Origin of the sequence: Curtobacterium sp. VKM Ac-2852 (assembly GCF_013205045.1) — a bacterium.
Taxonomy (GTDB): Bacteria; Actinomycetota; Actinomycetes; order Actinomycetales; family Microbacteriaceae; genus Curtobacterium; species Curtobacterium flaccumfaciens.
In genome coordinates, this window is sequence record NZ_JABMLI010000001.1 from 401,511 (window position 1) to 419,978 (window position 18,468).

The window sequence follows — 18,468 nt, forward strand, 5'->3', positions numbered from 1 at the left end:
CCAGGGGCCGCCCGCGTCCGTCAGACGGTGATCGTCTCCCCCGCGGGCAGGATCAGGACGGGCACCGGCCCGAGACCGTCCGGCCCGAGGAACCGCGCGGCGGACTGCTGGCCGAGCTCGCTCAGCATCGCCTCGTGGATCTGCACGGCCCGCTCCGGCGCCACGGCTCGCACGTAGTCGACGGCCTGGGCGGTGTTCGTCCACGGCCCGCTCGTCGGCAGCAGCAGGGTCGGCACCGGGACACCGGGCTCGAGGTACGCGTCGCCCGGGTGGAACACCGCGTCGTCCACCAGGTAGCCGACGTTCGCGGTGGACGGGATGTCGGGGTGGATGACCGCGTGCTGCTCGCCGAAGACCCGGACGGAGAACGGTCCGACGGTGATCGTGTCGCCGGCGTGCACCGCTTGGACCCGGCCGTGGTGTTCGCCGAGCTGCTCGACGACGGTCTCCGGACCGCGGACGACGAGGTCCGGGTTCGCGGAGAGTCCCGCGCGCAGGGCGTCGATGTCGAAGTGGTCGGGGTGGTCGTGCGTGACGAGGACGCCCGCTGCTCCGCGGACGAGGTCGACGGCCTCGGGCGTGAACACCCCGGGGTCGATGACGAGGGTGACGCCGTCCTGCTCGAGGACGACGGTGGCGTGGTTGTACTTCGTCAACTCCATGCGCACAATTGTACAGCCGTGTTGTACTTCTCGGGCTCCCGGGAAGGTGAGGGGTCGTTCAGTCGGCCCGACGCGCAACGCGCTCGAACAGCTCGGGCAGACGGCGCAGCAGCGCACGCTCCTCGGCGTCGGTCTCCTCGCGGATCGCGTCGGCCAGCCAGTCCGTGCGGGCGTCCATGTCCCGCTGCAGTGCGGCCCGGCCGGCGTCCGTGATCCGGATGACCGACGCGCGGCGGTCGGTGTCCGACGCCGTCCGGTCGACGTAGCCGAGCTCGGCCAGTTCGCCGACCGTGCGGGACTGCCCCTGGTGCTTCACCCCGCGGCGGCGCGCGAGTTCCGCGATCGTCATCGGACCCTCGCGGTGCAGGAACCCGAGGGTGGTGGTGTGGGTGGCCGGCAGCGCGTCCGCCTCGCGTCGTGCGGCACGCACGACCCGGCCGATGGACTGTCGGAGCTCCGCAGCGAGCTCGTCGATCGGGTCCATGCCCGGAACGCTACCGCTTCACGGACAGGAGGCGCGGTGCCAGCTGGCACCTCGCCTCCTGTCCGTCACGGGGTTCCGCTCAGCTGCTGCGGACGTCGTCCGCCGCACCCTGCGCGCTGTCCTTGACGTCGGACGCGGCCCCCTGCGCCTCGCCCTTGACCGCCTGCGCGGCGTCCTGCGCGGTCCCCTTGAGGTCCTGCGCGTGCTCCTTCGCCACGTCGCCGAGCTGCGAGCCGACGTCCTTCGCCTGCTCCTTGACCTCGTCGACGAGCGGTGCAGCCTTGTCCTTCAGCTCACCGGCGAGCTCTTCTTCCTGCTCGGTCGTCGGCAGGAGCGACGACACGAGCCAACCGGCACCGAACGCGATGAGGCCGACGGCCAGGGGGTTGCCCTTCGCCTTCTCGACGCCCTTCTGCGCGACGTCCTTCGCCTGGCCGGTCGCGCCCGAGGCGGAACCGGAGGCGCTCGAGCGGGCCGACTGCGCCGCGCCCATCACGGACTCGCGGACGTCCTGGAACCGGCCCTTCACCTTCTCGCTCTGGCGGTGGGCGATGGACGACGGGCTGACCTTGTCGGCGAGGGCGTCGACGTCGGAGCCGAGTTCGCCGCGGGTGCGCTCGATGTCGGCGCGGATCTCGTCTGGGGTGCTCATGGCTTCCTCCCGGTGTTGGGCTTGAGTGTCTCGGGGACTTCCTTGGCGGTCTCGACCGTCTGCGGGGCGCCCTTGATCTCCTTGATCTCCTTGCGCCCGCGGACGGCCAGGATCGCGGCGACGATCGCGTACACGACCGCGATGATCAGGGCGGACCAGGCGTTGCCGATCAGGTAACCGAGGCCCCACCACGCGGCGATCGACAGGAACAGCAGGGCGAACACGGCGGTGAGTCCGGCGCCGCCGAACATCCCGCCCGCCTTGCCGGCCTTCTTCGCGGAGTCGGTCAGCTCGGCCTTCGCGAGGGCGACCTCCTGCCGGAACAGGCTGGAGAGGTCGCGCGACACGTCGGACAGCAGCTCACCGAGCGGTGTGGTCGCAGCGCGCTCCTCGGGCGTCGGTTCGCCCAGGGGTGTCGCGCCGGGGACGGACTGGCTCATACGCCACTCCCCGATCCGGTCGTGCCGTCGCCGGCCTCCTTCTCGTGCTTGACCTCGGTCGCGAGCGCCTTGGTCAGGCGGCCGGCCAGCAGGCCCGCGCCCGCGGCGATCGCGATGAAGGTGCCGGGGCGCTTCGCGGCGAAGGTCTTCACCTCGTCGAGCAGCGAGCCCGGGTCGCGGTTCTCGAGGAACCCGGCGGCGGAGGTCGCGCGGCCCGACAGGTCGCGGACGACCTTCGAGGCCACACCCTGCTCGTCGTCGTTCTCGGCCATGCGTCCGAGCTGCTCGCCGAGGGAGCGGAGTCCGCCGGCGGCGCGCTGCTGCTGCTCGCCGGCCTGCTGCTTGAGGTTCTCGGACGCCTGGCCGTAGAGCTGCTTGGCGTGGTCGGTCGCCTCGGAGGCGACCTTCGACGCCTGCTCCTTGGCGGTGCCCGCGACGTTCGCGGCCTTCTCCTTGGCGTCGCCGGCGACGTCCTGCGCGGCACCCTTCGCCGCATCGGCCTTGCCGGAGCCGCTGCCGTCGCCGCTGGAGCTGCCAGCGCCGCTGGAGCCGCTGACGCCGCCGGCGGACGCGGCGGACGGGACGGCGGGGAGCTGCTCGTCGGCCGGGACGGCGTCGAGGGGCGCGTCGAACGGCACCTCGGCGGCGCTGTCGCCGTACGGGTCGTCGGTCCGGGGCGCACCGGGGTCGGTGGGTCGCGCGGCGGGGGTACCGCTGGCGTACGACGGCACGGTCACGCCGGGGGCGACCTCGTGCCCCTCGGAGGCTGCGGTGCGGTCGTGGATGGGCGTCCCGGAGTCGTTCCCGGGTGGGTTCGTGGTCATGGTCGGCCTTCCGGTTGTCGTCGTCCCCGGCGTGCACCGGGGGCGTTTCGCAACGAACGTGCGCCGTGCCCTCTTGGGCCTGTCCCAGGATCACCGGGAAACGCGGTCCGGCAATCCGCACAGGCGCCAGCCGGTTGGATCGACGGGTGCCCCGTGTCTCGGTCGTGATCCCTGTGCGGGACGATGCCGTGCACCTGCGCCGGTGCCTCGCCGCCCTCGCGGCCCAGACCCGGCCGGCCGACGAGGTCGTCGTGGTCGACAACGGCAGCACCGACGACAGCGCGGCGATCGCCCGGGACGCCGGCGCGGTCGTGGTCACGGAGCCGGTGCGCGGGATCGCCCGGGCCTCGGCGCGCGGCTACGACCGGGCGTCCGGCGACGTCGTCGTGCGGCTCGATGCCGACTCCGTCCCACCGCCGTCCTGGATCGCCGACGCCGTCCGCCTGCTCGCCGACCCCGAGGTCGTCGCGGTCACCGGTCCGGGCCGGCCCCGGAACGGCGGCCCCGTGGTGCGCCGACTGTGGGATGCCGTGTACATGGGCCCGTACTTCGTGCTGATGTGGAGTGCACTCGGACACCCACCGTTGTTCGGGTCCGCCATGGCGATGCGCCGGTCGACCTGGGCCGCGGTCGGGGGGCGAGCGCACCGGGACGACGCCGAGGTGCACGACGACGTCGACCTGAGCATGCAGCTCGACCCGGCCTGGCGGGTGGTGGCCGACCCCGTGCTCACGGTGCAGGTGTCCGCGCGACCGTTGTCGGGCCTCCCGTCCGTCTGGGTGCGGACGCGACGCGCCTTCCACACGTTCCGCGTGAACGGCCGGCGGGCCAACCCGGTGCGCCGGTGGGCACGACGGCTGCGATCGCGGTCGCGGTCGCGGCGGTGGTGGCGAAGCCGCTGACGACGGCTTCGGTCAGCCGGTCACCGAGCGGGCCGCGACCGCACGTGCGCCCGCTCGCCCTGCGGCCCGTACAGGCACAGCACCTCGGTGACGGAGTCGGTCACGTTGCCCATCCAGTGCGGGGTGTGGGTGTCGAACTCGGCGACCTCTCCGGGGCCGAGGTCGAGGTCGTGCTCCCCCAGCACCAGCCGGAGCCGTCCGGACAGCACGTAGAGCCACTCGTAGCCCTCGTGCGTCTTGAGCGACGGTTCCCCACCCGGGGTGTTCGGCGGGAACAGCTGCTTGAACGAGCGCACCCCGCCGGTCCGCTTCGTCAGCGGGACGACGACGCGGCCGCCGTGCACCTCGGGCTTCATGTGCACGCGCGGGTCGCCGGTCTGCGGTGCGCCGACCAGGTCGTCGAGGGGCACCTGGTAGGCCCGGGCGAGGGGCAGCAGCAGTTCCAGCGTGGGCTTCCGCTGGCCGGACTCGAGCCGCGACAGGGTGCTCACCGAGATCCTCGTCTGCTCGGACAGTGCCGCGAGCGTGACGTCGCGGTGGGCGCGCAGCGCGCGGAGTCGGGGGCCGACCCCGTCGACGACGTCGGCCGTCGTGCGCGGGGCGACCGGTCCCGGGGTGCTGTGTGCCATACGGGCCATTTTGCCAGATCAGCAAACTTCATTGCTGTTCACTCGTGACCGGCCGCATGATCAGCGCATGCCTGGACACTTCGACGTCATCGTCATCGGCGGCTCGGCCGCCGGCCTCTCCGCCGCCCTGATCCTCGGCCGTTCGCGGCGCACGGTGCTCGTCGTCGACTCCGGCGAGCCCCGCAACGCTCCGGCGGCCGGCGCACACAACTACCTCGGCCACGAGGGCGTCGCGCCCGCCGAGCTGATCCGCATCGGTCGCGACGAGGTCGCCGCCTACGGCGTCCAGGTCACGGCCGGGAGGGTCGTGGCCACGTCCGCCACGACCGGTGACGGTCACGACCCGGTCGGCTTCTCGGTCACGCTGGACTCCGGCGCGGCCGTCACGGCCCGCAGACTGGTCGTCGCCTCCGGCGCCGTGGACGTCCTGCCCGAGGTCCCGGGCCTGGCCGAACAGTGGGGGCGCGGGGTCGTGCACTGCCCGTTCTGCCACGGGTGGGAGATCCGCGACCAGCGGATCGGGGTCCTCGTCACGACACCGAACGCCGCACACCACGCGCTCATGTTCCGGGCGCTGAGCGATCGGGTGACCGCGTTCCTGACGGATCCAGAACTGATGGACGACACCGCCCTGGCCGGTTTGGCGGCCCGCGGCATCTCGGTGATTCAGGGTCCGGTCGCCGAAGTGGTCTCCGAGGGTGACCGGCTGACCGGGGTCCGGCTCGGCGACGGTTCCTTCGTCGAGCTCGATGCCCTGGCCACGGCGAGCCGGCCCGAGGCGCGGGTGGGCTTCCTGTCCGGGCTCGGCCTCGCCGCCACCGACCAGTTCATGGGCGACCACCGCTTCGCGACGGCGCTGACCGTGGACGCCGCCGGGCAGACCGCCGTGCGCGGGGTGTCCGCGGCCGGCAACGTGACGACCCCGATGGCGACGGTCATCGCGTCGGCGGCCGCCGGCACCCAGGTGGGCGCAGCGGTGCACGGCGACCTGGTGCAGGCCGACCTGGCCGCGGCGCTGGCCGGGGTCGGCGCTGGCGTCGGCGCTGGCATCGGCGCTGGCTGACGCGACGCGCCACGCGGGCTTCTGACGTCCGGTGCGAGGTTCCGTACTCGGTGTGAGGTCCGCGTGGTCGCACCGAGTGCGGAACCCCGCACGACTCGTGGGCGCACCTCGCACGGTGCGAGGGAGCCGTCAGTCGACGCGGTAGCCGGCCTGCGCGGCCAGCAGCGGAGCGAGCGTGTACAGCTGGTCGGCGCCGATCGTGGCCCCGCGGAACCCTTCGAGCCGCTCGACCCGATCGAGGTCCGCTCCGCGCAGGTCCACGTGGTCGATGCGGGTGTTCGACCCCTCGGCGGCGCGGATGCGGCTGCCGTCGAACGACACCCGCAGCAGCTTCGCGTCGGCGATGTCGAGCTCGTCGATGACGCAGTCGCGGAACACCACGTCGGTGATCGTCGAGCCGCGCAGGTTCACGAACCCGAACTTCATGCCGACGAACTCGACGCCGTTCAGCCCGGAGTCGTACAGCTCCGCCGAGCCGACCCGACCGCCGGAGACCCGGACCTCGCGCCACGAGCTGCTCGACGCCCGCAGGATCGGGGCGTCGAGCGAGTCGATGATCGAGTCACGGACCCGGAGCCCACGGAAGTCCGCGTCGTCGCCCCGGAACGTGTCGATGACACACTCCTCGATCTCCAGGTCGGGTAGCCGCTCGCCGGCCAGGTCGAGGACGTCGATGCGCTTGCCCTCGAGGCGGTCCCCCGTCAGGACGTCACCGGGAGCTGGCGCCCAGTCCTCGAGGTTCGTCGGTTCGGTCAGGGTGATGCGCGGGGCGTCGGTGCCGGAGGAGCGTGCCATGCCCTCAGTCTGGCGGTGACGTCCGACCCCGCGGGTCACGACCGCGGTCGGGTGAGGACGCTGTCCAACCGGTAGTCCTTCGCCGGGCCCCGCGCTTCCCACCGCACCGTCCAGCGGTCTTCGTCGCCGTCGAAGGCACCCGTGTAGTCGTCCGGAGCGCAGGCGTGGGCGACGCTCGTGCCCCAGACCCAGTCGTGGAAGACCCGACCGTCGGAGAAGTGCACGGTCCAGCCGCCGTCGGGACCCCGCCGGAGGAGGAGGGTCCGGGACACCGGGGTGGACCGGCCGTCGAAGGTCATCACGCCGGACTCGTCCCAGCGAACCTCGTCGTCGCCGGCCCGGGTCAACGTGGTGGTCCCGGTGACGGTCCCCGCCGCCCCGGCACGGTGGTCGTGCACGGTGCGGTGGAGGTCCCACACCCCGAGCAGGTCCGTCGGCAGCAGCACCGGACCAGGCTAACCGCGCAGGGCCTCGGCCCGCGCGGCTCGGCGCTCGTCGTCGGTGATGACACCGCGGGCGTGCAGCTCGTCGAGTTCGAGGAGCCGCTGCTCCGGCGAGCTCCGACGGGCACCGTGGGGACGCCGACTGCGGACGACCGCGATGCACACGGCGACGATGACCACGATGACGACGAGCGCCATCAGCAGGGTCCAGACGAGGTCGTAGACCGGCGGGATCAGGGGGTTGCGGACGTCTTCGGAGGCGATCATCGTCCGCGCAGGGCCTCGGCTCGGGCGCTGCGGTGCTCCTCGTCGGAGATCACGCCGCGCGCGTGCAGGTCGTCGAGTTCGGCGAGGCGCTGTTCGAGCGGCTTGTCCGGAGCGAACGTGCGGCTCTGCATCGCCTGGTACGCGATGTCCTCCTGCATGGTGAGCGGGTTCTGACCACGGTCGGCCATCCGCTTGCCCCGGTAGAGCGCGAGGATGACGATCGTCAGGGTCGTCAGGATCATCAGCGCCGCGACGACCCCGAACGCGATGCCGAACCAGCCGCCGAACAGGTCGGACATCCCCGACTCCCCCGGCCCCTCGAGCTCACTGAACGCGGACCAACTGAGCACCATCGCACTCCCCCTTCTCACAACGACGAGCGAAGCGTAGCGCGAGACGGGGAACACGAGCGGGCGTTCCTTCCCAGAACGCCCGCGATGGAATGTGGAACCGGGCGTACCTGGTCAGAACTTCCGACCCCGTACGCCCGAAAGCACCCGGTACGCCCGGGGCGACCAGGCAGCGCCGACCCCGGCCACCCCCAGCCCAAGCCCGGTCAGCCGCGGAGCGGCCCCGACCCCGGAACGTTCGCACCGTCCGCGAACCCGGCCACGAGTGCACGCAACGCTTCTTCGGAGGTGTGCCGGGCCTCCCATCCGAGCACCGACCGGGCACGGTCGGTCCGCATGATCGGCACCCCGGCCGCGATGTCGATCCACCCGGCGTCCGTCGGCTGCAACCGCAGCCGCCACGTGACCGTCACGATCCCGCGCAGCAACCGCAGCGGGATCCGCACGGCACCGAGCATGCCGAAGGCGCGCGCCAGTCGCGGCGGGTTGAGCACGGGCGAGGCGGCGATGTTGAACGCCCCAGCTGCCCGTCGGTCGACCGCGCGCCAGTAGGCGTCCGCGACGTCGTCGGCGTGCACGGCCTGGAACACGAACGGGTACGGCAGCGGCAACACGAGCCAGCGGATCCACCGCACGATCGACATCGGCACGAGGTGTCCGAGGAACAGCCCCCGGATCTCGGCGGCGGCGTCCCGCTGGAAGATCAGCCCCGGGCGCAGCCGGGTGACCGTCACGGAGGGGTGTTCGGCCTCGAACGCGTCCATCGCCGCTTCGTTGGCGGCCTTGTGGATCGAGTACGTCGCCGTCGGGATGCCGTCGGCGGGCCAGCTCTCGTCCACCGGGGTGTGCTTGCCGTCGACGTCCACCCCGCGGTAGGCGCCGACCGAGGACGCGACGACGACCTGGGGCACCTCGGCGCGCGCGACGGCGGCCAGGACGTTCGCCGTGCCGGTCACGTTCGTGCGGTGCTGCGCCGGGATGTCGTGCGTCGGCTGGAGGGCCCAGGCCAGGTGGATGACGGCGTCGGCGCCCTGGAACACGGCCGTGAGCTGGTCCACGGCGTCCGCGGCACCGACGTCGACCGCGTGCCAGACGGCGGCGGCGTACGGCTCCGCGCGCAGGTCCGGCAGCCGCCGGGCGACACCGACGATCTGGACGCCGGCGGCGTCGCGTGCGACGTCACCGGCGGCGTGACGGCCGGCGTCACCGGCGGCGTGACGGCCGGTGTCGCCGTCGCCGTCGGCGCGCACGGCCGCGAGCCGACGGAGCACCGCCGTCCCCACGTTGCCGGTCGCGCCGACGACGACGACGCGCATCAGGCCGCGGCCATCGCGGGGTCGAGCACGACCTTGACGCAGTTGTCCTGCTTCTTCTGGAAGACCTCGTACATGTGCGGGGCCTCCTCGAGCGAGACGCGGTGGGTGGTCAGGTCGAGCGTGCCGAGCGGGTCCGACGGGTCGGAGACGAGCGGCATGATGTCGTCGATCCAACGCTTCACGTTGCACTGGCCCTCGCGGATGGTGATCTGCTTGTCGAACAGCGTCATCATCGGCATCGGGTCGGCCATGCCGCCGTAGACACCGCTCAGCGAGACGGTGCCACCGCGGCGGACCAGGTCGATCGCCGCGTGCACGGCGGCCAGGCGGTCGACACCGGCGGTCTCGATCGCCTTCTGCGCGAGCTTGTCGGGCAGCAGGCCGGCGGCACGCTGTGCGAAGCCCGCCATCGGGTTGCCGTGGGCCTCCATGCCGACGGCGTCGACGACCCCGTCGGGGCCGCGCCCGTCGGTCAGGTCGACGAGCTCGGGCACCAGGTCCTTGGTCAGGTCGAACACCTCGGCGCCGTGCTTCGCCCCCAGGTCACGGCGGACCTGCTCGGGGTCGACGGCGAGCACGCGGTAGCCGAGGTGCTTGCCGATGCGGGCGGCGAACTGGCCGACCGGGCCGAGGCCGAGCACGGCGAGCGTGCCGCCCTCGGGCACCTGGGCGTACTGCACGGCCTGCCACGCGGTCGGCAGGATGTCGCTCAGGAACAGCCAGCGGTCGTCGGGGGTGCCGTCGTCCGGCACGACGATGGGGCCGTAGTCGGCGTACGGGACGCGCAGGTACTCGGCCTGGCCACCGGGGACCTGGCCGTACATCTTGGTGTAGCCGAACAGCGAGGCACCGGTGCCGTACTCGGTCACCTGGGTGGTCTCGCACTGCGACTGCAGGCCGTGCTGGCACATCCAGCAGTGGCCGCAGGAGATGTTGAAGGGGATGACGACCCGGTCGCCGACCTTCAGGTTCGTGACGCCGGATCCGACCTCTTCCACGATGCCCATCGGCTCGTGGCCGAGGACGTCGCCGCGGTCGATGTACGGGCCGAGCACGCGGTACAGGTGCAGGTCGGACCCGCAGATCGCCGTGGAGGTGATCCGCACGATCGCGTCGGTCGGCTCCTGGATGGTCGGGTCGGGGACGGTCTCGACGGACACCTTCTCGGTGCCCTGGTAGGTCAGTGCGCGCACGTTGCGTTCCTCTCGTGGTCGCTTCGAGCCGGCCTGGAGGCACGACTCGCGTTCCCCTCCTCGGTACGCGCCCGCCCCGTGGACGCTCCCAGCCCCGCGTCCCCCTCGCGCACGTCGGCGCGGGTGGGCATGCCCGCAGCACAGGCGTCGGACCCCGGCACGGCGGTGGGGCCGGTGCGCGCGGGCCGCCAGCGGCGGGGCGGACCCGCGCCGGGCCTCCCGGCCGTCGCCTCAGGCGGGTTCTGCCCGGGCGAGCAAGGCGTCGCGCGCGACCGCGAGCTGCGTCATCCGCGCAGCCGGTCACGCTCCCCCAGCGGCAGGTGCTCGGTCGCCGTTCGCCGGGCGGCCGGGCTGAGGAACCGGCCGCTCTGCTCGAGGAACGCCACGAGTGCCGGCTCGGACGCCCGCTTCCCCGTCTCGCGCAGGACCAACCCGAGCGCCGACTGCACCGTCTCGCTGCGCTCCCGCACCAGGCGACCGGCGATCCCGAGCGGTACCTCGGCGTCGCCCTGCTTCACGAACGCCAGGGTCGCCACGACCGCGATCCGGCGCACCATCGCGACGTCGGACTTCGCCAGCGCGAACAGCGGGCCGGTCGAAGCGCCCACCAACGGGGCGCCGACGAGTTCCTCGGCGGCCAGGTCGACGAGCACCGGGTCCTCGAACCGCTCGGCCTTCGCCGCGGACAGGTACTCGTCGGTGAGTTCCGGATCCGGGTGCGCCCGCATCGCCTGCACGAGCAGCAGGACGGCGACGAGCTTCGCGCCGTCGTCCTCGCTCCAGAGCAGCGCCGAGCGCTCCCCCTCGTCGAGGTCGTGGAACTGCCGCGCGACCCGGCGGGCCGCGGCGACGTCGCCGGTGGTGCGGGCGAACGCCGCCAGCACGGCTTCCGCGTCGCGCCCTGCCGGGAGGCCCGTCACGCGACCTCCCCGTCGCTCGCGTCGTTCTGTGGTGGCCTCCGACGCCCGCGGCTGAGCACGATGACCGCGACGACCACCAGGAACGCCGCGAACAGCCAGGTGCCGACCTGCGGGTCGACCAGGCGCGCCAGCACGGCGCCACCCGGCGAGCAGACGGCGGCGGTGATGCCGACCGTCAGCCCGACCCGCAGGTCGACCGCGCGACGCCGCAGGTTCGCGACCGTCCCGGACACCGACGTCGGCACCATCGTGAGGAGTGACGTGCCCTTCGCCAGCAGGTCGCCGGCGCCGAGCACGACCTCGAGCCCCGGCACGATGACGACCCCGCCGCCGACCCCGACGAGCCCGGACAGCACCCCCGACAGCAGCCCGAGCAGCAGCAGGACGATCGCCTCGACGACCCCGAAGTGCACCTCGCCGCCGCGGGTCGGCACCGTGGTGAACAGCGACACCAGCACGACGGCGATGAACCCGACGAAGATCCAGGGCAGCACGCGGAGCGGCAGGGCACGGAGCAGCCGGGCACCGATCGGCGCGCCGATGACGCTGCCGACCGCCAGGGTCAGGGCCGCCAGCCAGTGCACCTCGCCCTGCACGGCGTAGGTGACCGCACCGACGACGGCCGCGGGGGCGATCGCCACGAGCGACGTGGCCGAGGCCCGACGCTGGTCCATCTGTGCGAAGGCCATGAGCGCCGGCACCACGATGACCCCACCGCCGACGCCGAACAACCCGGACAGGACCCCCGCCAGGACCCCGATCGCCACCAACACGAGCACCGTTCCGCCGCGCTTCCTCATCCTGCCCAGGCTATCCGCGCCGCGGGCGTGCTCTCGCACGGTGCGAGGTGGCCCGCACTTGGAGTGCAGTAATGGTCGGGTGCCCGAAGGCGACCCGACCATTTCTGCTCACGAAGCGAACGTCAGCTCGCTCCGGCGCGGCGTCAGGAGCAGTAGTCGGCCACCGGCTCGCTCGTGCCGGACACGAAGACGGTCGCCACGCGGCCGCTCCCCTCGCCGACCTGGAAGACGATGTACCGCTCGCCGGACCGAACCGCCCAGAACGTGTCACGGGTACCACCCGCCGCGTCCGTCCGGGTCTGGACCAGGTCCGGGTAGGCGCCCCTGACCTCGGCGAGGGTGCTGCCCAGACCGACCCCCTCGAGCGTCTTCGGGCCCACCTGCTGGCCCGGTGCGGCGTCCTGCCCCTGCTGGATGACGACCGTACCGACCGTGCCGCCGGCGACGACCTCGACGACACGCTCGCCGCCGGGTCCGTCCCAGATCCTGGAGTTCGTGTTCGGGCAACCGAACGGGTAGATCACGGTCCCCTTGTCGTCGATCAGGGGCGGCGCGGGCGAGAACGCAGCTCGCAGTGCGGCGTCGTCGGACCCGGCGGGGCTGCCGAGCGTCGCCGGTCCGACGGCATCCGCCGAGATCGTCCACGTCGACCAGTCCGTCGCCGAGTACGGCGAGGCGGTCGGCGTGGGCGTGGGCGTCGGGGTCGGTTCACCGACGACCGGCGCCGACGACGGCGTGACGGTCTGGCTCGGCTGGCTGGTGGCGCTCGGCGTGGGCTCGGGCTCGGTGGGCGACGTCGGGATGAGTCCGAGCGCGACGCCACCACCCGCCGTCCCCACGGCGAGCAGGGCGATGACGGTGATGACGATGCCGGTGCGACGTCCACGGCGCTTCCGTGGTTCGGCCCGCTCGAGCACGTTCTGCTTCATCGAGACGAGCATGCGCTGCAGGTCGTCTCCGATCGGGGGCTCGGAGTTCATCGCTGCACCTCCTTCGTCGCTCGGGACCCCCGCCGTGGCGTGGGTCCTTGCGGGCGGAGTCCGAGGTGCTGCGCGGCGTCCGACCACGTCCGACCCTCGACGAGACAGAGCTCGACGAGTCGTCGGTCGGTCTCGGGGAGGGCACGCAGGTCGTCCTCGACCCAGCGCAACGGCGCAGCGCCGTCACCGTCGACACCGTCCGCACCACTCGTCCGGGCGTGCGACCGGCAGACGGCCAGGAGCCACGGCAGCAGCAGACCGGTGGGCAGGTACAAGCCGTCGGCGTGCTGCCAGAGCGATATGAACGACTCCTGCACGACGCGCTCGACGTCGGTCGGCGTCGCGGAGACCGCCCACGCGTAGCGCGTCAGCACCGGGGCGAACCGGTCGAACGCGGTCGCCAGTGCGGCACGGTCCCCGGCGACCATCCGGCGCACGAGGTGTGAATCGTCGTTCGTCACAGCACTCCCTTCACTTCAGGAGTGTCGCGAGATCGGCGATCCTGACAGCCGAAGCGCCCGGTTCGGTCGCATCACCGGAAGTGCAGCACCGAGAGCGGGTCGATGAGCGAGCCGGCCTGGCGCACCTCGACGTGCACGTGGGCCCCGGTGGACTGCCCGGTGTTGCCGGACTTGCCCACCTCGTTGCCCTTCGACACGATCTGCCCCTGCTTCACGCCGATCTTGCTGAGGTGCGCGGTGAGGACGGTGGTGTTGCCGTACGTGACGACGACGTAGTTGCCGTAGGACGCGTGGTTCGCGACGGTGGTGGTGACCGTCCCGGTCCCCGAGGCGTACACGGGCGTCCCGGTCCCCACGGGCGAGTCGGTGCCCTGGTGGTAGCGCGGGACGTGTCCGACGCCGCGGTCGTCACCGTACCGGCCGGAGATCTTGGTGCTGGCGACCGGCCACAGCAGCCCGGTCACGGGGCGGGTCGACCACGCCCGGGTGTCGGACTTGCCGTAGAGCACGACGTTGCCGTCGACCTGCACGAGGAGCCGTCCGCCGCCGGCACGACTCGTGGCACTCGACCAGAGCCACTTGTTCGCGGCCGAGTAGACGGCGAAGTTGCCGTCGGCCTGCACCGAGGCGTAGGCCCCGGCATTCCCGGCGGTCTTCGTCGCCCAGACCTGCTTGCCGTTGACGACCTGTGCGAGCACTCCGTCGGCGCGCATGGTGAGGGTCCGGGCGTTGGTGCGGTCGGACCGCAGGACCGTCCCCGGCAGGATGAGGTTCCCCGCGGCGACGCTGTCCTGGTACGTGGGGAACTCGACGACGCTCTTGTTGGCCGTGTTGATCATGCGCATCGTGCCGTCCGGGCGGACCCCGAAGTTCCGGCCGACGTGCCCGGCGCCGCCCCAGAGCGCGATCCGCACGTTGTTGTGCACGATGGCGAGCGTGCCGTTCGCCCGGATCTGCGCGAAGGCCCCGGACTTGCCGGACGTGTTCGACGCCCAGAGCACCTTGCGACCGATGCCGTACTCGACGAGGTTGCCGTCGCCCTGCATGACGAGCTGGAACTGCCCGTTGTTCGAGGTCACCGAGTCGCCCGGCCAGAGCGTCTTGCCCGCGGCGACGGTGCCCGTGTAGACGATCGGAGCGGCGGCGGCCGGGGTGGCGGTGCTCACCAGCCCCGTCGCGACGGCGGCGAGCGCGACGAGCGCTGCGACGACCCGAGCGCGGACTGGGCGGAGGCGAGCCGAAGACGACGAAGTGCGGCGCATGAGTTCCCTGAACTGGGACCGCAGGGAGGCGGTCCAGGTGGCGGACGCGCCCCTGCGCGACCGTTCGGCGGCACGTCGGTTACGCGCCGCCGAACGATGGTCACCTTTTCCGGGGGGAGAAACAACCCCCTTGACGCGGTGGGGCAACCCCAGTTCCGGGGGTACGCGGCGGGGCAGGAGCCGGAGGCGGCAGGCTGCGGCAGCGCTCACCCGGGTGCCGGGACGCCGGGAGCGCGCAAGATGGTGGCATGCCGACGCCGAACCCCGCCTTCGTCCCGCCCGCAGCGCAGACCACCCGTCCGGACCTGCAGGGCACGTTCGGGATGGCGGCCTCGACGCACTGGATCGCGACGGCCACGGCCCAGTCGTTGCTCGAGCGTGGCGGAAACGCCTTCGACGCGGCCGTTGCCGGTGCCTTCGTCCTGCAGGTCGTGGAGCCCCACCTGAACGGCCCCGGCGGTGACCTGACGGCGGTCTTCGCGACGGCCGTGAACCCCGTGCCGACGGTGCTGGTCGGTCAGGGCCCCGCCCCCGAGGGCGCGACCCCGGAGCACTACCGCGCCGAGGGCCTCGACCTGGTCCCCGGCTCCGGCGCGCTGGCCGCCACCGTCCCCGGTGCGGTGGACGCGTGGCTGCTCCTGCTCCGCGACCACGGCACCTGGGAGCTGGCCGACGTCCTCGGCCCCGCGATCGGGTACGCCCGCGACGGCCACCCGGTCGCACCTGCGGTGATCCGGACGATCACCGCAGTGCGCGAGCTGTTCGAGCAGCACTGGCCCACGTCCGCCACGCAGTGGCTGCCGGGAGGCACGGTGCCGGTCCCCGGGGACCTGGTGCGCAACGAGGCACTCGCTGCAGTGCTCGATCGGCTGGTCGACGCAGGCGCGGGTGCCGGCAGCCGGACCGGCCGCATCGATGCGGCCCGGTCCGAGTGGGCGGAGGGGTTCGTCGCCGAGACGATCGACCGGTTCGTCCGCGAACCGCACCGGCACGCGTCGGGCACCGACCACGCGGGGGTGATCCGGGCGTCCGACCTGGCGGCGTTCCGCGCGTCGTACGAACCCGCGACGACCGCCGAGTTCCGAGGCTGCACGATCGCCAAGACCGGGCCGTGGGGCCAGGGGCCGGCGCTGCTCCAGACCCTGCGGCTGCTGGAACCGCTCGACGACGTCCTGCTCGACCCGTCGACCGAGCTCGGCGCGCACACGGTCGTCGAGGCGCAGAAGCTCGCCCTCGCCGACCGTGAGGCGTTCTACGGCGACGGCGAGGTCCCGATGGACGTCCTGCTCTCCGACGCCTACGCCGACGAGCGCCGTGCGCTGATCGGCGAGCGGGCCTCGGCGGAGCTCCGACCCGGGACGATCGCCGGGGTCGAGCACGCGCTGCCGCCGGTCCGGACCTCGTACGACTCCGCCGGTTCGGTCGGGGTGGGCGAACCGACCGTGCAGGTCGCCCGCGACACCGGGGCCGGCACCGAGGTCCCGCCGGCCGCTCCGCTCGAGGACCGCGGCGAGCCGTTCGTGACCCCCGACGGCGAGACCCGCGGCGACACGTGCCACATCGACGTCGTGGACCGCTGGGGCAACATCGTCAGTGCGACCCCGTCCGGCGGCTGGCTGCAGTCGTCGCCGACGATCCCCGAGCTCGGGTTCTGCCTCGGCACCCGTCTGCAGATGACCTGGCTCGAACCGGACACCGCGTCGACCCTGCGGCCCGGCGAGCGCCCCCGCACCACGCTGACCCCGACCCTGGTGCTCCGCGACGGGCAGCCGGTCGCCGCGCTCGGTTCCCCCGGCGGTGACCAGCAGGACCAGTGGCAGCTGCTGTTCCTGCTGCGCTGGATCGTCGGCGGGTACTCCCCGCAGCAGGCCATCGACGCACCAGCGCTGCACACCACGTCGTTCCCGGGGTCGTTCTGGCCGCGCACGTGGGAGCCCGCGGGCCTGGTCGTCGAGGACCGCCTGGGAGACGAGGTCATCGCGGCACTCGAGGCCCGCGGACACGTCGTGACCCGCGGCGGTGACTGGAGCCTCGGCCGGCTGTCGTGCGTCACCCGCGACCCGGACACCGGGATCCTCGGTGCCGCCGCGAACCCTCGGGGCGCGCAGGGCTACGCCGCGGGACGCTGACCGACGCCCGTTCCTTCCCAGAGCACCCGCGCTGGAAAGTGGAATCGGGCGTACCTGGTCAGAACTTCCGACCAGGCACGCCCGGTTCGACCAGGTACGCCCGGTTCAGAGCGTCGGGACGACCACCGCGCGGCCCGAGAGCTCCCCGGCCTCGAGCTTCCGGTACGCCTCGAGTGCGTCGGACAGCGCGTACCGCTCGACGTCGGGGACGATCTGGCCGGCGCGGTACATCGCGACGACCTCGTGCAGGTCCTCGATCGTGCCCCAGTAGGTGTTCGTGATCGTCGACTCGTACGGCGTCGCGAAGAAGTTCCACTCGGTCGTGCCGCCGGCGATCCCGACGACGGTGAACCGCCCGCCGACCGCCATCGACGCCTGCGCGACCTTGATCGTGGGGGTGGCGCCGACGAAGTCGAAGGCCGCGTCGACGCCGCGTCCGCCGGTGATCTCGCGGATGCGCTGGGCCTGGTCCGGGCCGCCGGGGACGGTGATCGCGCCCCGGGCGGCGGCGCGGTCCATCGCGTCCTGCTTCATGTCGGTCGCGATGACCGTGGCGCCGGTGAGCGCCGTCAGGATCTGCACGGCGATCTGCCCGAGACCACCGAGCCCGACGACGAGCGCGAAGCGACCGCCACCGGCCAGGTTCGGCAGGGAGTTCTTGATCGCGTGGTACGGCGTGAGCGCGGCGTCGCTGAGCGGTGCGGCGGCGACCGGGTCGGCGTCGCCGAGCGGCACGAGGTTGCGTGCCGGGACGCTCACGTACTCCGCCATGCCGCCGTCGCGCCCGAGGCCGATCCCCATGTACGGGTTCGTCGCGGCGTTCTCGCAGTAGGTGTCCTGCCCCTTCGAGCAGTACGAGCAGTGCCCGCAGCCGACCGGCCCGTAGACCAGGTAGGCGTCGCCCTCGGCGAAGCCGGTGACCCCGTCGCCGACGGCCTCGACCCAGCCGGAGTTCTCGTGGCCGAGCACGAACGCGGGCGCCTGGGCTCCCGGCTGCCCCTGCTGGAACTCCCGGTACACGGCGACGTCCGAGTGGCAGGCACCGGCGCCGGCGACCTTGAGCAGGACCTCACCCGGCCCGGGTGCGGGCTTCGGGACCTCGGTCAGGGACGGGAAGGTCTGGTACTGCTCGAACACGACGGCGCGCATGGGGCTCTCCTTTGATCGCCCTTCACGCTACACCTGTCGTCGAGGACGACATGTGTCGTCCAGTTGCCTCGGGGTCACGCCCTCCCGCGAACAGTCCGCGGTCGAACCGTGCCCCACCGGGACGCGACGACCGCGCCACCATGACACCCAGCACGACCGCACCGAGCGGTCCGGTGAACACAAGGAGCAGGATCCACAGCCCGCTGTGGTCCCGGTCGTGCAGTCGCCGCACGAGCAGCGACCACCGGGGCACGATGGTCAGGATCGTCGGGACGAGCAGCACCAGGTCCCACGCGTCCGGCCAGACGTCCCGCCCACCGCTGCCCCAGCCGAACCACGCCCCCTGCCCGCGGTCGACCAGGTGGAACGAGACCCGCGGCGACGGGAGTGCTCCGAACGGGTCGACGTACAGTTCCCACCGTCCTCCGGTCCCGTGCCTGCCGACGACCCACAGTGCGGCCCCGGCCAGCGCGAGCTCGAGCGCGACCACCCACCAGAACTCCGAGCGACTCGCCCGCCCGTGGAACCGCCACCCCTGCGTCCAGAACCGGAGCCAGGCGACCACCGGGTTCGTCACGTCGGCCGGCCCCTGCTCGAGCACGGACTCGCGGAAACCCGTCACGCGGCTGTCCCCCATGTGCTAGATCGTAGGGCAGACCTGCGTCTTCGCCGTGAGCCCGTTGCGAGAACGGTCGTTCTCCGATTGACTCAGGAGCGGTGGTCCCGTTCGGGGCCGCTCCCCCACAC

The 18,468-nt window shown here is 72.6% G+C and carries 22 protein-coding genes; 3 read left to right on the plus strand and 19 right to left on the minus strand.

What is annotated here, in order from left to right; translation table 11 throughout:
* Positions 1-20: 20 nt before the first annotated feature.
* The 5 genes from HQQ79_RS01930 to HQQ79_RS01950 form a co-directional block, all read right to left on the minus strand.
* Complete coding sequence (locus HQQ79_RS01930) at positions 21-662, minus strand: MBL fold metallo-hydrolase (protein ID WP_071245885.1); 642 nt, start codon at positions 660-662, stop codon at positions 21-23.
* Between the two features lie 58 nt (positions 663-720).
* Entirely contained in the window at positions 721-1,146 is a 426-nt protein-coding gene (locus tag HQQ79_RS01935; protein ID WP_071245883.1) for a MarR family winged helix-turn-helix transcriptional regulator, read from the minus strand.
* Positions 1,147-1,225: 79 nt separating this feature from the next.
* Complete coding sequence (locus HQQ79_RS01940) at positions 1,226-1,798, minus strand: DUF3618 domain-containing protein (protein ID WP_173032310.1); 573 nt, start codon at positions 1,796-1,798, stop codon at positions 1,226-1,228.
* On the minus strand, positions 1,795-2,238 hold the full coding sequence (locus tag HQQ79_RS01945; protein ID WP_051597109.1) for a phage holin family protein: 444 nt from the start codon (positions 2,236-2,238) through the stop codon (positions 1,795-1,797). The genes HQQ79_RS01940 and HQQ79_RS01945 overlap by 4 nt, the downstream gene beginning before the upstream one ends.
* The gene (locus tag HQQ79_RS01950) at positions 2,235-3,062 is read right to left on the minus strand and encodes a hypothetical protein (protein WP_173032311.1); all 828 of its coding nucleotides are present in this window, start codon (positions 3,060-3,062) and stop codon (positions 2,235-2,237) included. Before HQQ79_RS01950 ends, HQQ79_RS01945 begins: the two co-directional genes overlap by 4 nt.
* 146 nt (positions 3,063-3,208) lie before the next feature.
* Here HQQ79_RS01950 and HQQ79_RS01955 point away from each other — a divergent pair, with 146 nt between their 5' ends.
* The gene (locus tag HQQ79_RS01955; protein WP_173032312.1) at positions 3,209-3,964 is read left to right on the plus strand and encodes a glycosyltransferase family 2 protein; all 756 of its coding nucleotides are present in this window, start codon (positions 3,209-3,211) and stop codon (positions 3,962-3,964) included.
* Between the two features lie 20 nt (positions 3,965-3,984).
* Here the strand turns inward: HQQ79_RS01955 and HQQ79_RS01960 are convergent, their stop codons facing one another.
* Complete coding sequence (locus HQQ79_RS01960) at positions 3,985-4,593, minus strand: helix-turn-helix domain-containing protein (protein ID WP_173032313.1); 609 nt, start codon at positions 4,591-4,593, stop codon at positions 3,985-3,987.
* A 67-nt stretch (positions 4,594-4,660) separates the two neighbouring features.
* Here HQQ79_RS01960 and HQQ79_RS01965 point away from each other — a divergent pair, with 67 nt between their 5' ends.
* Complete coding sequence (locus tag HQQ79_RS01965) at positions 4,661-5,656, plus strand: NAD(P)/FAD-dependent oxidoreductase (RefSeq protein WP_173032314.1); 996 nt, start codon at positions 4,661-4,663, stop codon at positions 5,654-5,656.
* A 129-nt stretch (positions 5,657-5,785) separates the two neighbouring features.
* Here HQQ79_RS01965 and HQQ79_RS01970 read toward each other — a convergent pair whose 3' ends face one another.
* The 11 genes from HQQ79_RS01970 to HQQ79_RS02020 all read right to left on the minus strand — a co-directional run bounded on the left by HQQ79_RS01970 (position 5,786) and on the right by HQQ79_RS02020 (position 14,443).
* The gene (locus HQQ79_RS01970; RefSeq protein ID WP_173032315.1) at positions 5,786-6,451 is read right to left on the minus strand and encodes a pentapeptide repeat-containing protein; all 666 of its coding nucleotides are present in this window, start codon (positions 6,449-6,451) and stop codon (positions 5,786-5,788) included.
* Positions 6,452-6,486: 35 nt separating this feature from the next.
* On the minus strand, positions 6,487-6,897 hold the full coding sequence (locus HQQ79_RS01975) for a DUF6314 family protein (RefSeq protein WP_173032316.1): 411 nt from the start codon (positions 6,895-6,897) through the stop codon (positions 6,487-6,489).
* A gap of 9 nt (positions 6,898-6,906) precedes the next feature.
* Positions 6,907-7,161, minus strand: coding sequence for a hypothetical protein (locus HQQ79_RS01980; RefSeq protein ID WP_173032317.1), 255 nt, complete (start codon positions 7,159-7,161; stop codon positions 6,907-6,909).
* Positions 7,158-7,514: an SHOCT domain-containing protein gene (locus tag HQQ79_RS01985; protein WP_173032318.1), complete on the minus strand. Its 357-nt coding sequence runs from the start codon at positions 7,512-7,514 to the stop codon at positions 7,158-7,160. Before HQQ79_RS01985 ends, HQQ79_RS01980 begins: the two co-directional genes overlap by 4 nt.
* 203 nt (positions 7,515-7,717) lie before the next feature.
* Complete coding sequence (locus tag HQQ79_RS01990; protein WP_173032319.1) at positions 7,718-8,827, minus strand: NAD-dependent epimerase/dehydratase family protein; 1,110 nt, start codon at positions 8,825-8,827, stop codon at positions 7,718-7,720.
* Positions 8,827-10,020: a zinc-dependent alcohol dehydrogenase gene (locus HQQ79_RS01995; RefSeq protein ID WP_173032320.1), complete on the minus strand. Its 1,194-nt coding sequence runs from the start codon at positions 10,018-10,020 to the stop codon at positions 8,827-8,829. Before HQQ79_RS01995 ends, HQQ79_RS01990 begins: the two co-directional genes overlap by 1 nt.
* 284 nt (positions 10,021-10,304) lie before the next feature.
* Positions 10,305-10,940 carry a DNA alkylation repair protein gene (locus HQQ79_RS02000; RefSeq protein ID WP_173032321.1) on the minus strand — a complete coding sequence of 212 codons (636 nt, stop codon included), beginning with the start codon at positions 10,938-10,940 and terminating at the stop codon, positions 10,305-10,307.
* Positions 10,937-11,740 carry a sulfite exporter TauE/SafE family protein gene (locus tag HQQ79_RS02005; protein WP_173032322.1) on the minus strand — a complete coding sequence of 268 codons (804 nt, stop codon included), beginning with the start codon at positions 11,738-11,740 and terminating at the stop codon, positions 10,937-10,939. Before HQQ79_RS02005 ends, HQQ79_RS02000 begins: the two co-directional genes overlap by 4 nt.
* Before the next feature lie 143 nt (positions 11,741-11,883).
* Positions 11,884-12,720 (minus strand): hypothetical protein, encoded by an 837-nt coding sequence (locus HQQ79_RS02010; RefSeq protein WP_173032323.1) that lies wholly within the window; start codon positions 12,718-12,720, stop codon positions 11,884-11,886.
* Entirely contained in the window at positions 12,717-13,181 is a 465-nt protein-coding gene (locus HQQ79_RS02015) for an RNA polymerase sigma factor (protein ID WP_173032324.1), read from the minus strand. Before HQQ79_RS02015 ends, HQQ79_RS02010 begins: the two co-directional genes overlap by 4 nt.
* A gap of 71 nt (positions 13,182-13,252) precedes the next feature.
* Positions 13,253-14,443 (minus strand): peptidoglycan DD-metalloendopeptidase family protein, encoded by a 1,191-nt coding sequence (locus tag HQQ79_RS02020; protein WP_173032325.1) that lies wholly within the window; start codon positions 14,441-14,443, stop codon positions 13,253-13,255.
* Between the two features lie 323 nt (positions 14,444-14,766).
* On the opposite strand from HQQ79_RS02020, the gene HQQ79_RS02025 reads away from it, so the two are divergent.
* The gene (locus HQQ79_RS02025; RefSeq protein WP_216852216.1) at positions 14,767-16,572 is read left to right on the plus strand and encodes a gamma-glutamyltransferase family protein; all 1,806 of its coding nucleotides are present in this window, start codon (positions 14,767-14,769) and stop codon (positions 16,570-16,572) included.
* A gap of 105 nt (positions 16,573-16,677) precedes the next feature.
* Here the strand turns inward: HQQ79_RS02025 and HQQ79_RS02030 are convergent, their stop codons facing one another.
* A complete protein-coding gene (locus HQQ79_RS02030; protein WP_173032327.1) occupies positions 16,678-17,721 on the minus strand; it encodes an NAD(P)-dependent alcohol dehydrogenase in 1,044 nt (347 codons plus the stop codon).
* Between the two features lie 22 nt (positions 17,722-17,743).
* The gene (locus HQQ79_RS02035; RefSeq protein ID WP_173032328.1) at positions 17,744-18,358 is read right to left on the minus strand and encodes a DUF805 domain-containing protein; all 615 of its coding nucleotides are present in this window, start codon (positions 18,356-18,358) and stop codon (positions 17,744-17,746) included.
* Positions 18,359-18,468 lie beyond the last annotated feature (110 nt).